Source organism: Streptomyces nigrescens, assembly GCF_027626975.1.
Classification (GTDB): domain Bacteria; phylum Actinomycetota; class Actinomycetes; order Streptomycetales; family Streptomycetaceae; genus Streptomyces; species Streptomyces nigrescens.
Genome location: NZ_CP114203.1, coordinates 7,261,692 through 7,274,747, shown reverse-complemented (window position 1 = coordinate 7,274,747; position 13,056 = coordinate 7,261,692). Strand labels below are relative to the sequence as shown.

Annotated in this window: 11 protein-coding genes; 5 read left to right on the top strand and 6 right to left on the bottom strand. The window is 71.5% G+C overall.

Features of this window, described 5'->3' with window-relative positions:
* Positions 1 to 20: 20 nt before the first annotated feature.
* Positions 21 to 1,673, bottom strand: coding sequence for an MFS transporter (locus STRNI_RS32190; protein ID WP_274734750.1), 1,653 nt, complete (start codon positions 1,671 to 1,673; stop codon positions 21 to 23).
* A gap of 211 nt (positions 1,674 to 1,884) precedes the next feature.
* On the opposite strand from STRNI_RS32190, the gene STRNI_RS32185 reads away from it, so the two are divergent.
* Positions 1,885 to 3,078, top strand: a complete 1,194-nt coding sequence (locus STRNI_RS32185) for a hypothetical protein (RefSeq protein WP_277412476.1) — start codon at positions 1,885 to 1,887, stop codon at positions 3,076 to 3,078.
* Between the two features lie 289 nt (positions 3,079 to 3,367).
* Positions 3,368 to 4,408 (top strand): phosphatase PAP2 family protein, encoded by a 1,041-nt coding sequence (locus STRNI_RS32180; RefSeq protein WP_277412475.1) that lies wholly within the window; start codon positions 3,368 to 3,370, stop codon positions 4,406 to 4,408.
* A gap of 104 nt (positions 4,409 to 4,512) precedes the next feature.
* Here the strand turns inward: STRNI_RS32180 and STRNI_RS32175 are convergent, their stop codons facing one another.
* A complete protein-coding gene (locus tag STRNI_RS32175) occupies positions 4,513 to 4,725 on the bottom strand; it encodes an I78 family peptidase inhibitor (RefSeq protein ID WP_277412474.1) in 213 nt (70 codons plus the stop codon).
* 510 nt (positions 4,726 to 5,235) lie between these two features.
* Here STRNI_RS32175 and ctaD point away from each other — a divergent pair.
* Complete coding sequence (ctaD, locus tag STRNI_RS32170) at positions 5,236 to 6,915, top strand: aa3-type cytochrome oxidase subunit I (RefSeq protein WP_109888827.1); 1,680 nt, start codon at positions 5,236 to 5,238, stop codon at positions 6,913 to 6,915.
* Here the strand turns inward: ctaD and STRNI_RS32165 are convergent.
* The 3 genes from STRNI_RS32165 to STRNI_RS32155 all read right to left on the bottom strand — a co-directional run bounded on the left by STRNI_RS32165 (position 6,806) and on the right by STRNI_RS32155 (position 10,146).
* On the bottom strand, positions 6,806 to 7,840 hold the full coding sequence (locus STRNI_RS32165; protein WP_277412473.1) for a helix-turn-helix transcriptional regulator: 1,035 nt from the start codon (positions 7,838 to 7,840) through the stop codon (positions 6,806 to 6,808). The two genes, ctaD and STRNI_RS32165, sit on opposite strands and share 110 nt — an antisense overlap.
* Positions 7,841 to 7,912: 72 nt before the next feature.
* A complete protein-coding gene (locus tag STRNI_RS32160) occupies positions 7,913 to 8,890 on the bottom strand; it encodes a hypothetical protein (RefSeq protein WP_159490196.1) in 978 nt (325 codons plus the stop codon).
* A complete protein-coding gene (locus tag STRNI_RS32155) occupies positions 8,887 to 10,146 on the bottom strand; it encodes a glycosyltransferase family 4 protein (RefSeq protein ID WP_159490198.1) in 1,260 nt (419 codons plus the stop codon). The genes STRNI_RS32160 and STRNI_RS32155 overlap by 4 nt, the downstream gene beginning before the upstream one ends.
* 351 nt (positions 10,147 to 10,497) lie before the next feature.
* Here STRNI_RS32155 and STRNI_RS32150 point away from each other — a divergent pair, with 351 nt between their 5' ends.
* Positions 10,498 to 11,292: a phytanoyl-CoA dioxygenase family protein gene (locus STRNI_RS32150; protein ID WP_018087933.1), complete on the top strand. Its 795-nt coding sequence runs from the start codon at positions 10,498 to 10,500 to the stop codon at positions 11,290 to 11,292.
* Positions 11,293 to 11,298: 6 nt separating this feature from the next.
* Here the strand turns inward: STRNI_RS32150 and STRNI_RS32145 are convergent, their stop codons facing one another.
* Positions 11,299 to 11,865 carry a LysM peptidoglycan-binding domain-containing protein gene (locus STRNI_RS32145; RefSeq protein ID WP_159490200.1) on the bottom strand — a complete coding sequence of 189 codons (567 nt, stop codon included), beginning with the start codon at positions 11,863 to 11,865 and terminating at the stop codon, positions 11,299 to 11,301.
* Between the two features lie 284 nt (positions 11,866 to 12,149).
* Between STRNI_RS32145 and STRNI_RS32140 the strand changes: the two genes are divergently transcribed.
* On the top strand, positions 12,150 to 12,959 hold the full coding sequence (locus STRNI_RS32140) for a hypothetical protein (protein ID WP_018087935.1): 810 nt from the start codon (positions 12,150 to 12,152) through the stop codon (positions 12,957 to 12,959).
* Positions 12,960 to 13,056 lie beyond the last annotated feature (97 nt).

Genomic DNA, 13,056 nt, shown 5'->3' with positions numbered 1-13,056 from the left:
CCGGTGCGGGGAGCCGGGGGTCAGCGGCCGGAATTCGCCGGGGCGGGCTCGCTGCTGCCGCGGCCGGCCCCGCCCGTGCCCTCGCCCGGGGCGGGTTCGCCGTCCGCCTCCGCCCGCTCCGTGGAGTCCGCCGCCCGGCGCGGCAGCCGCAGCGCGATCCCCGCGCCGACCAGCAGCAGCACGGCGCTGGCGATGAGGGTGACGTGCAGCCCGCGGACGAAGGAGTCCCGGGCGGCCTCCCGCAGCGCGGTGCGGGCGGCTCCGCCCAGGCCGGCGGCGACCTTGTAGGCCTCGCCGAGCGAGTGCGCCGCCGAGGCGGTGGCCCGCTCGGGGACGCCGTCCACATGGTTCAGCCCCGGGGCGTAGGCGGCGTTCATGACGCTGCCGAGCAGTGCCACACCGATACCGGCGCCGAGCTGGTAGGAGGTCTCCCCGATCGCGGCGGCACCGCCGGACTGCTCGGCGGGAGCCTCGCTGAGCATCGACTCGTAGGCACCGAACAGCGTGGACTGGAAGCCGAAGCCGAGCAGCACAAAGCCCAGGGACAGCAGCCAGGGGCGGTCCTGACTGCTCATCGCGGTCAGACAGAGCACCGCGACGGCGGTCAGCACGAAGCCGAGCGAGACCATCGCGCGCGGCCCGATGGCCTGCAGCATCTTCGAGCCGGTGAGGCCGGCGGCCATCGCGGCGAAGACCAGCGGCAGCATCCGCAGCCCGGTCTGCAGGGGGCTCAGTCCGAGGACGAGTTGGAGGTACTGAACGGCGATCAGCTGCAGACCCACCAGGGCGAGCATGGCCAGCACGATGCAGCCGACGGAGGTGCCGAACGCGGGCCTGGCGAACAGCCGCACATCGATCAGCGGATGCGTGCGGCGGCGCTGGCGGCGGACGAAGAGGATCAGCAGCAGGACGCCGAGGACGATGGGCAGCAGCGTCGTCGGACCGACCACGGCCGCGCCGCTGCCGATCCGCTTGACGCCGAGGACGATCCCCAGCACACCGAGCGCCGCGACGATCGCGCCGATCACGTCCCAGGGGCCGTTGCGCTCACCGCGCGACTCCGGCAGCAGCCACCCTCCTATCAGCAGCATCGCGGCCATCATCGGGATGTTGATGAGGAAGACCGAGCCCCACCAGAAGTTCTCCACGAGGAAGCCGCCGAGGACCGGGCCGACCGCGGCACCGACCGCGGCCACCGCGCTCCACACACCGATGGCGACCGCGCGCTCGCGCCGGTCGGGGAAGACCTGCCGCAGGATCGACAGCGTCGCCGGCATGATCATGGCGCCGCCGATGCCGAGCAGGGCACGGGCCACCATCAGGATCTGCGGATTGGGCGCGAGCGCGGCGGCGGCCGAGGCCAGGCCGAAGAGGCCGTAGCCGAGAAGGAGGATGCGGCGGCGGCCGACGCGGTCGCCGAGGGTGCCGAAGAGGATCAGCAGCGACGCCGCGATCAGCGGATAGACGTCGACGATCCAGAGGAGCTCGACCGGTCCCGGCCGCAGGTCCTCGGTGACCGAGGGCACGGCGACGTACAGGATCGTGGTGTCCAGCGCGACGAAGAGCAGGCTGACGCAGAGCACGATCAGCACGGTCCAGCGGTTCGCACCGCCACCTGAAAGCCGGGGAACACCAGCCGTCCGTCCACTGCCGGACGCGGTCGTCCCGGACATGCAGCACCTCCAGTCATGCTCTCGCGGCCACGGAACAGGGCGCGAAAACGCCCCGGGCGAACCGGCGGCACGGGCGAGTTGAGACGTCAGACTACGCGAGTCCCGAGGAGTGCCGCGTGGCTCACCTCACGATGAGACGCTCATCGCAGGGCTGCGCGTTCCCCCACCCACCGTCGGCAGTCGTTCTTCGGCCACCTGGATAATCGTCCCGATGAACGATCTTGCCTCCGTCGCCGTTCCCGGCCGGACCCGGTGCGAGGGACCCGTCGTACGGGCCGCGCTGCGCCGGGCCGCGCCCGCGCTGCTGGCGTACGCGGCGATCCGGGCGCTGGGCGTCATCGTCCTCGCCCTCTGGTCGGCGGCCGACGGCAAGAGCTGGCACACGCTGCTGACCGCCCGCTGGGACTCTCTCTGGTACTCCCGGGTCGCGGAGCAGGGCTACGGCTACACCGTCGCGCTGCCCGACGGCGATGTGCACTCCAACCTGGCCTTCTTCCCGCTGCTGCCCTGGCTGGAGCGCGGGCTGTCGGCGCTCTCCCCGCTGTCGGCCGCCGACGCCGGGATGGTGGTGGCCTGGGTGACGTCGCTGGGTGCGGCCTGGGCGCTGTACGCGACGGGTGAGCGGCTGCACGGGCCGCGGGCCGGGGTCGCGCTGGCGGCGCTGTGGGCCGCGCTGCCGGTGGGGATCGTGCAGTCGATGGCGTACTCGGAGTCGCTGTTCACCGCGCTCGCGGCCTGGGGGGTGTACGCCGTGCTGACCGGGCGCTGGGTCTGGGCGGGGGTGCTGGCCTCGCTGGCCGGGCTGACCCGCCCGGTGGGTGCGGCGGTGGTGGCGGCCGTGTGGATCACCGCGGCGGTGACGCTGTGGCGGGAGCGGGCCGACGGGGCGGGGCTGCGCGCGGCGCTGCGCCGGCACCCGGGCATGCTGCCCGGGGCGCTGCTCGCCCCGCTCGGCTGGTGCGGCTTCTTCCTGTGGGTGGGGGCGCGGCAGGGCTCGTTCACCGGCTATCTGGAGGTCCAGGAGGGCTGGGGCAACGGCTTCGACGGGGGCCTCGCGTTCGGCTCCTTCGTCTGGCAGCAGCTGTCGGGGCCCACGTTCGCGGCCGGGCTCGGACTGGCCGTCGGCGTCGGACTGGTGATCTGGCTCTACGTCCGCGGGGTACGGCAGGGCCAGCCGCTGCCGCTGGCGGTCTACGGCGGGACGGTGCTGCTGCTCGCGCTGACCGCCAAGGGCTACTTCGGGTCCAAGCCACGGCTGATGCTGCCAGCCTATCCGCTGCTCCTGCCCCTGGCGGTGGCGCTCGCGCGGCGGCGCCCGGTGTGGTCCTGGCTGGTCATCGGGCTGGTGGCGGCGGGCTCCGCGGCCTACGGGGCGTTCTGGCTGAACGGCTCGGGCCCCCCGTGACACCCCCGGCAGCACGCCGTGTGACCAAAGAACCCCGTTCCGTGACGGTCGCCGGGCGGAAACGTCGCGCAACCCGCGAGCAAATAGCCGATAAACTCCGGAGGGGAAAAGCAGATAAGGCGCTCAGGGTGACGACACGCGCACGCCGGGAAGGGATTGAGAATCGCCGGGAATTCCGCTCCAAATCCCTGCGGCGAAGCCTCGTTTGAGACGCATTCCACATCACATCGTCATTACAAAGCGCACAGTTTGACCAAGCAGCTACATCACACGCGGTAACGTCGATTGAGTGCGTACCGATGACAAGCTCGACCAGATGGAGGAGCAGCGCCCGACCGATCGCGTCCGACCGCCCCGCATGACCCGGACCCGCCTGTGGCTGCTGTGGGGAACGCTGGCGGTATATCTCGCGATCGTGGTCGGAGTGCTGGCCACTTCATGGCTGGTCACGCTCGACTGGCAAGTCATGTTCTTCAGGCCCTACAAGCAGTGGCCTGAGATCCATGCCTTCCTCGACTACTTCGTTGTACTGGGCCAGCGCGGACCGACCGCGGTGGCGGTGGCTGCCTGGCTGGGCTGGCGCTGCTGGCGTCAGCGCAACCTCCACCCGCTGCTGGTGCTCGGCGCCTCACTGCTGCTGCTGAACATCACCGTGGGCGCCGCCAAGATCGGCATGGGCCGGCTCGGCCCGCACTACGCGACCGTGGTCGGCTCCCACGAGATGTGGCTCGGCGGCGACATATTCCCCTCGGGTCACACCGCGAACGCCGTGGTCACCTGGGGTGTGCTGGCCTACCTGGCGACCACCTCGCTGCGCCGCCGCACGCTGTCGGTGATCGCCGCACTGGGCGCCCTGGGCGTCGGCATGACCACGGTCTACCTCGGTACGCACTGGGTCAGCGATGTGCTGCTCGGCTGGGCCGCGGGGCTGTTGGTGCTGCTGGCGATGCCCTGGCTGGAGCCCGCGATCACCTGGTTCGAGGACCGCCTCATGGGCATCCTGCTGCGGCTGTGGCTGCGGCTGCGCCCCGATTCGCTGCGCGGCCCGCTGCCGGCCGGCTCGCTGGCGCCCGGGGTGTCGCGGCAGCGCCTCGCCTCCGACGGCGAGGTGCTCGTCCGCGAGACGATCTCCGCCGGCACGGGCGGTCGTGCCACCTCCGGGCACACCCCGGACGGCTGGCCGCACCACCCGTCGCGCCCGTACTCCATCCGCTCGGAGCGCACTCCGGCCACCCCGGCGGGCAGCCGGCGGCCGCCGCACGCGGACCGCGTCCCGCGCACCACACCGATGAGTCCGACGTCCGGGCGCGGCCGCAACGGAAGCGGCTGACCGCCCCACGGGCCGCGGGGCCGGTACGCACACACCCTCACCCCGCAGCGAAGGCCCCGGCCGCTCCTGGGAGCGGCCGGGGCCTTCGTCGTCGGTAGCGGTGCTCAGCCCTGCCAGGTGCGGTGCACCTCGCCGTCCTTGACCTCGAAGTTGAGCCGGCCGGCCAGGTACTCCATCGTGATGATGGCGCCCGGCGGCAGCGAGCGGACGGTGGTCCAGCCACGCGCTCTCGCCTGCTCCTCGGCGTCCTGCTGGGCGAGGCCGACATACGCCTCGACGTCGTCCTGAGGGTTGTCCGGGAGGTTCGGTACGTCCATGACAGCCACCGTAGGCGCCCTCGACGGTCCGTGGAAGGGCCGCCCTCGCACGCCTCGGTGACTCCCCGGTCCGGTATTGGTCACACTTGTGTCACAGCGATCGTTCGGGCGTTTGCCGGAACTTCCGTCACCCGTACGCGCCGCGTGACCGCGCAACCGGGTGGAAAATCAATCGGCCGGAATTCCGCCTTGATCGAACACGGAACGGACTCAGTCCATCCGGTCAACGCGACGCGCCGTCCGAAAACAATCCCCTGTCAGTTCGGGATTGCCTTTACCCGACGGCCTTTATCGGCCGTCCGGAAATTAGCCAAGGAGACACACTCCACACACATTTTCCGCACATCGCCCATCACCCCGCTTACCGGGCCCGCCCCCGCCCCCGGCCCCGCCGTCCAGCCCCCCCGCCGGATCCCACCGGAACGGACCGGAGCGCCCTCTCGCACTGCGTCCCCCGCGCGAGCATCATGACCGGGCCCCAGTCCACCGTCGACGAACGAGGTGCAGCGGATGGTTACGGACACCGGCCGGGCGAGCGTGCGGCCCCCCGCGGCGCGGCGCCTCGGCTCGGTGCTGGTGGACTGGCTGACGACCACCGACCACAAGAAGATCGGTCACCTCTACCTGATCACCGCGTTCGGGTTCTTCCTGGTGGGCGGCCTGCTGGCGATGGTGATGCGGGCCGAACTGGCCCGTCCCGGGCTGCAGATCATCAACGCGGAGCAGTTCAACCAGGCGGTGACCATGCACGGCACGATCATGCTGCTGCTGTTCGCCACCCCCGCGTTCGCCGGTTTCGCGAACGAGATCATGCCCTTGCAGATCGGCTCGCCCGATGTGGCCTTCCCGCGGCTGAACATGCTCTCGTACTGGCTGTTCCTCTTCGGCGGCCTGATCGTGCTGGGCAGCTTCCTGACGCCCTTCGGCGGCCCGGCCTTCGGGTGGACGGCCTACGCCCCGCTCAACTCGATGGTCCGCTCCCCCGGCATCGGCGCCGATATGTGGATCATGGGCCTGGCGCTCGCCGGGTTCGGCACCATCCTCGGGGCCGTCAACTTCATCACCACGATCATCGTGCTGCGGGCGCCCGGCATGACGATGTTCCGGATGCCGGTGTTCACCTGGAACATCCTCTTCACCTCGATCCTGGTGCTGATGGCCTTCCCCGTGCTGGCGGCCGCGCTGCTGGTGCTGGAGGCGGACCGGCAGTTCGGTGCGGTGGTCTTCGACGCGCAGTGGGGCGGGGCGCTGCTGTGGCAGCACCTGTTCTGGTTCTTCGGCCATCCCGAGGTCTACATCATCGCGCTGCCGTTCTTCGGCATCATCACGGAGATCATCCCGGTCTTCTCCCGCAAGCCGATCTTCGGCTACACCATGCTGATCGGCGCGACGATGGCCATCACGGCCCTGTCGGTGATGGTCTGGGCGCACCACATGTTCGTGACCGGGGCGGTGCTGCTGCCGTTCTTCTCCATCATGTCGTTCCTGATCGCGGCACCGACCGGGGTGAAGTTCTTCAACTGGATCGGCACCATGTGGCACGGCTCGGTGTCGTTCGAGACGCCGATGCTCTGGTCGATCGGGTTCCTGGTGAGCTTCCTGTTCGGCGGGCTGACCGGCGTCATCCTGGCCTCACCGCCGATGGACTTCCATGTCACCGACTCGTACTTCGTCGTCGGCCACTTCCACTACGTCGTCTTCGGGACGGTCGTCTTCGCCACCTACGCGGGCTTCTACTTCTGGTGGCCGAAATTCACCGGCAAGATGCTCGACGAACGCCTGGGAAAGATCCATTTCTGGACGCTGTTCGTCGGCTTCCACACCACATTCCTCGTCCAGCACTGGCTGGGGGTGGAGGGCATGCCCCGCCGGTACGCCGACTATCTGGCCGCCGACGGCTTCACGGCGCTGAACACCTTCTCCACCGTCGGCTCCTTCCTGCTCGGCCTGTCCACGCTGCCCTTCCTCTACAACGTCTGGAAGACGACCCAGTACGGCGCCAGGATCACCAGGGACGACCCCTGGGGCTTCGGCCGGTCCCTGGAGTGGGCGACCTCCTCACCACCGCCCCGGCACAACTTCACGACCCTGCCGAGGATCCGCTCCGAGGCTCCCGCGTTCGATCTGCACCATCCGGAGGTGGGGAAGCAGCCGGTGACGGTGCCAGCGCCCGGGACAAACGGTCCCTGATCTCCCGTACCTGGCCGACAAGCTCCGGCGGCTCACGGACCTCGAAGTCAAAACCCGTCAGCACGATGTGGAGCACCATCAGTTCGAGACTGTGCGCCCCGGTACGCAGCAGACAGTGCTGCTCGTCGACCGCTTCGAGCACCCCGGCGGCCGGGCTGAGGCGCTCCGCGGCCCGCTCCAGCGGGGCATGCAGCAGCACGGTGGCCCGGCGCGCGTAGACGCGGGTGGAGATGCCCTGGGAGACATACGCGGCGAGGTCCTCGGCCGGGGGCTCACGGGGTGTGAAGCGCGGCCCGTGCGGCGGGGTGGGGGTGATGCGGTCGGCACGGAAGGTGCGCCAGTCCGCGCGGTCCACGTCCCAGGCGACGAGGTACCAGTGGCGCCGGGCGCAGACCAGGCGGTGCGGTTCCACGGTGCGGCGGGAGACCGTGCCGTCATGGGCGGTGTAGTCGCAGCGGAACCGCTGGCCGTCCCGGCAGGCGTGCGCGAGCTCGGTGAGGGTGTGCGGGTCGGCCCGGGGGCCGCCCGCGTCGAGTATCGGCACCGTGAAGGCGGTCAGCGCACCGACCCGGCGCCGCAGCCGGTGCGGCAGCACCTGCTCCAGCTTCGCCAGCGCCCGTACGGAGGCCTCCTCGATGCCGTCGACACCACCGGCCGCGGCGGTGCGCAGCCCGACCGCGACCGCCACCGCCTCCTCGTCGTCCAGCAGCAGCGGTGGGAGTTCGGCGCCCGCACCGAGGCGGTAGCCGCCAGCCGTCCCGGGCGCGGAGTGGACGGGGTAGCCCAGCTCGCGCAGCCGGTCGATGTCCCGGCGCACCGTGCGCGGGGTGACTTCGAGCCGGCCGGCGAGCTCCGCGCCGGACCACTCCCGGTGGGCCTGCAGCAGGGAGAGCAGGCGGAGCAGACGTGCCGAGGTCTCCAACATGGCCCGAGTCTCGCAGCCCTTGCGGACAGCCACGGTCCTCGATACGGGACCGGGCCCGCGGCCTGCGCTCCGTCAGCTCTCGGCCGGCCCGGCGACCCGTAGGGCCAGGTCGTTGTCGAGCGTGTAATACGGGCCGACCCTGAGCTCTCCCGCGGCGGCCGGCACCGGCAGTGCCGGGTAGCTGAACACCTGCTTCTTGTCGGCGACATCGTCCAGGAGGCGGGCGATACGCACCGGCCGGGCGCCCTCGGCGGGGCGCAGCCACAGGTCCCACGGCTCGTTGCCCCGCTCCCAGCGGCCGGCCAGCTCCTCATAGGGCAGCGTGAAGGTGAACTCGGCGCCCTCGACGGTCAGCGGGACGGTGACGGGGTCCGGTGCCGCGTCCGGGGACGCCGGGGTACGGCGCACACGGGCCTCCACACGGGCTCCGGCGGCCGGGACGGCACCGTAGAGCCGGCCGGAGACCGTCATGCCGTCGGGCTCGACGAGGATGTCTCCGGCCTCGGCGTGCGGACCGCGCAGCCAGCTGCGCAGGGCGAGATTGCCGAACTTCGTCGCGTACGGGATGCGCACACCGAGCCGGCCGATACCGGCCAGCGGCCGGCGGTCCACCAGCGACCGCAGATCACTGACACCGGGCAGCAGACGCCGGGGGTCCCCGCCGTCACCGAGGTCGGCGTAGGCGTTCCAGCGGCCCTCGGCGAGCGCGACGGTGCTGGGCAGGACGGCGCGCAGCCGCCCGGCACCGTTCGGCCCGAGCGGCAGCCGTACCTCGTCGTCCGCGCCGTCGCCGCCGCGCAGCCGCAGCACCAGCGCCGCGCTCCAGGTGGTGTGGAGGTCCTCAGGGGCGTTCAGATCGAAGGTGAGGCCGCCCGCGGAGTCCGCGATGCAGTCGGCCCGCAGCTCCACCGGAGCCGCTTCGCCGCCCCGCTCACCCGGCCGCTCGGGTCTCTCGGGTCCCGAACTCGCCGGAACCATGGGTTCCTGATCGATGGCGGAGGACTCCTTCGTCTCGTGTCCGGTCACGGCCAACTGGCTCGACGCCGTCATACCGTCCGCACCCCTCTCATCGCGGCGCGGGCCGCATCCTTGGTGGCGTATGCGCCGCTGAGCAGGGCTCCGCGGGCGCGATGCAGGCTGCTGTGCCATCGGCTGTCGCGCCTGCGGGCGAGCAGCTCCCCGAAGAGCGCCTCGTAGCGCCCGGCGACCATGGCGGGGTCGAAGCGTGCCGACGAGGCCAGCGCGGCCACGCCCATCCGCTTGCGGGCGGCGTCGTCGTTGATCAGGGTCAGCAGCGAACCGGCCAGTGCCTCCGGATTGCCGACCGGCACCAGCTTGCCGTCCACCCCGTCGTCGATGATCTCCCCCGGCCCGTGCGGGCAGTTGGTGGCGACGACCGGCAGACCACAGCGCATGGCCTCGACGATGGTCATCCCGAAGGACTCCAGGCTGGAGGAGACCGCGGCGATCGAGCCCTTGGCCCACTCGGGCTCCAGGGGGTTGGCCGGGCCCATCAGGAAGACGTGGTTGTACAGGCCGAGTTCGTCGATCAGGGCGCGCAGCGTGGCCTTCTCGGCGCCGCCGCCGTATATCCGCAGCCGCCAGTCGGGGCGCTCCGCCGCGACCTGGGCGAAGGCGCGTATGAGGACGTCATAGCGCTTGACGCGGGCGAGCCGGCCCGCCGCGACGACCCACTTGCCGCTGCCGTCGGCGGGCGGAAGAGCGGGCGCCGGCACGCTGTTGGGCACCGCCTCGACGCGCACACCGGGCAGCCGAAGCGTCCGGCGGTAGGCGCGGGCGTCGGCCTCGGTGACGGTGGTGACGGCGTCGAGGCGCGGATAGGCGCAGCGCAGCGCCAGCTTGAGCGCCTGGCTGTGGGTGTCCAGGGTGAGGTGCTCCTGGCCTATCCGCACCGGGCCGCGGCGCGCCTGCTTGGCGATGTGCACATTGAGGCCGGGCCGGGTGCCGACCACCACGTCCGCCTCCGTCCGGCGCAGATGCTGGGCGATCCGGCGGTCGGTGAGCTCGCTGTACTGGCCGAAGCGGCCCTCGGCGGCGGGGAAGACCTTGGCGGGACGGGCATGCGCGGGATCCGCGCCGTCGTGGTCCGGGCTGCTCTCCCTGAGGTCCACGAGATGCCGCAGCGCGACACCGGGGCCCAGGTCGAAGACCGGGTCGTCGCGGTGGCGCAGTACGGACACGATCTCGACGTCATGCCGTTCGGCGAGCGTACGGGCCAGATTGAACGTCGTCCGGATCGTCCCCCCGATACCGTAGGCATTGTGAATCAGGAATGAGATGTGCATCCGTCCCCGTGTCCCCTGGTCTGCCGGTCCTGCTTCCCCCGGGACCACTTCGCGCTCCCCTCCTGATGGCGCGAGGCGGCCCCCTGCTCTAGGGAAGGACCGCGAATCGGGGTTCCCGGTTGGGCCTATCGCCAACTTGTTCCGAAAGAGTTAGTTCATCGGTAAGCGGGTCATGGAACCCTTAGGCCGCAAATCCCCTCCGCCCCCGGCGGATCGGGACCCGGACGCCGCGCAGGACGCCCGTGGGGCCCGGGACGGCCCGCCGGACGGCCTCGCCTGCTTCCGCCCCGGTGGCCGTGCACCCCGGAAATTCGCTGGCCCGCCTCCCTGCCCCGGTGTCACGGTGGGCCAATGGATGAAGCAACACTCGATGACACCGCCCTCTCCTCGTTCGTGGAGAAGGGTTTTCTCCGTGTGGAGGGCGCGTTCTCGCCGGAGGTCGCGGCGGAGTGCCGCGAGATCATGTGGCGGGACATACCGGGTGAGCCCGGCGATCCGGCGACGTGGAAGGACCCCGTGGTGCGGCTCGGCTTCTACGGGCAGGAGCCGTTCCGGGCCGCCGCCAACGCGCCCCGGCTGCACACCGCGTTCGACGCCCTCGCCGGAAAGGGGCGCTGGGCACCGCGCGGCGATCTCGGCACGTTCCCGGTGCGGTTCGGCAGCGACGACGAACCGGGCGACGACGGCTGGCACATCGACGCGAGTTTTCCGGGGGACGACCCCGCCGACTTCCTGTCCTACCGGGTGAACGCCGCGTCCAGGGGCCGCTGGCTGCTGATGCTGTTCCTGATGTCCGACGTGGGGGACGACGACGCGCCCACCCGGATCCGCGTCGGATCCCATCTGGACGTCGCCGCGCTCCTCGGACCCGAGGGCGAGGCCGGGCTGCCCTTCATGGAACTCGCCGGGCGCGCCGTGCCCGCCACCGAGCACCGGCCGCTCGCCCTGGCCACCGGCCGCGCCGGTGACGTCTACCTCTGCCACCCCTTCCTCGTGCACGCCGCGCAGCCCCACCGGGGCACCGAACCTCGCTTCATGGCGCAGCCGCCGCTGCACACCAGGCCGGGCGAGGACCCGAGGATCGAACGGCCCGACGGGAACTACTCACCGGTGGAGGTCGCGATCCGCCGGGGTCTCGGATACTGACGCGTCCTAGGGAAGCCGCAGCTCGGTACCGATCGACAGCCGGTCCGGGTTGCGGCCGATGGCCGTCCGGTTGGCCTTGTAGAGCGCCCGCCAGCCGCCCTGCACCCGGTACTTGCGCGCGATCGTGCCGAGCGTCTCCCCGCTCCGTACGACATGGGTCCGGCTCTTGGCGGTCAGCCCGTAGCGCCGGGCGCACTCGGGCCAGGCGCCCCACCCCTGGGCCGCCTGGACCTTCTTCGCGATCTCGATCTGTTCGTCACGGGAGGCGAGGTCGGCCCGCCGCGCGAAGGCGAGGCCGCCGAAGTCCTCCCAGGTGGGCTGGTGGAACTGCAGGCCGCCGTAGAAGGAGTTACCGGTGTTGATGTGCCAGTCCCCGCTGCTCTCGCACTCGGCGAGGCAGCCCCATGGCCACTGGTCGCCGGCGCAGGTGTATGGGGCCCTGCCGCCGCCCCCGCCGCCGTCCCCGTCGGCGGCGGCGCCCCCGGGCAGGCCCAGGACCAGGGCAGCGGCCGCTGCGGTGAGCAGCCCGACGGATCCCACGAGGCGCCGTGGCGCCGAAGAGTTGTCCGACATAGCCGGTGACGGTAAGCAGCCCTTGGGCGCCGACCAGCGTGCCACGCCCTCGGCGCCCCGGTCCCACCCGGTCCGGCGTACGGAACGCCGCCGACTGCGCCAAGTTATGCGCAAGAGTTGGCGTTAAGTGACCGCTTCTGGGACAGCTTTCCGCGCTTTTCCGCTGTGCGGCGATTGGTTCGATTCTGTTCCCGTCCTCGCGTGACTCCTGCCGCAGGTCACCCGTTGTCCTTGTACGAGCCGGGAGACCACCCGGCAGACGCACAGAGATCGAGGAGCCACCCGTGCCGCGCATGCTCGACGTCAGCGACGACGTTCGCGCCGAGATCGGCGACGAAGAAGCCGACCGCCTGCTGGCCGGTGGCGACGCCCCCGGCAGCTATGACTGCACCTCCTGCCGGACCCCCGGGGACAGCGACCAGGAGCGCACCAGCACCGTCCTGTTCGTGGGCGAGGAGACCGCGGTGCTCGCGTTCGCCCATGCCACCTGCATCCCCTCGCAGGTCGTCCCGGTGTCGGAGGAGCAGCTCCAGGGAGCCGTGCGCTCCATCACCGGAGAGGACGCCGCCCCCCGCACCCCCGGATCGGTGCCGTCCCCGGCCGCCCCGGTCCCCACCACCCCCCGCCAGGCGACCCTCGGGATCACCTGCGGTCTGGTGCTCATCGAGGCCGACCTGCGCCCCGCCCTGGTGGTCGAGCCCGACGGCCCGATCGCCCGCCCCGGCTCGGTCGGCCCGGACGACGACTTCCTTCCGCTGCTCCTGGAGCAGGGCTTCCACCCGGTGACGGACATGAACCAGCTCCCCGGCCCGAACCCGGGCTGGTCCGCGCTGCTGGCCATGGGCAAGCTGCACGCCGTCCTGCAGCCGGGCAACTCCGGCCAGCAGTCCGCCTGGTGGCAGGCCCACCAGCCGCTGGCGGTCTCCGACGGCTGGCGCGCCGCGGCCAACAAGGCGCAGTCCGTGCTGCTGTACGCCGCGCCCGCGGGCACCATCGGCCACCAGCCGCGCGAGGACCTGATGCGGCAGGCGCTGGAGGACGCCGCGGCGAAGGGCGCCCTGGTCGCCGCGGAGATCCCGCTGGCCGGCACCTGACAGTCCCTCGGACCCGATCGCGGGGGCAGGACCGCCAATCCGGACGGTCATGCCCCCGCGATCAGCCATTTCCACCGGAAAGCCGCATCCCGCGGCC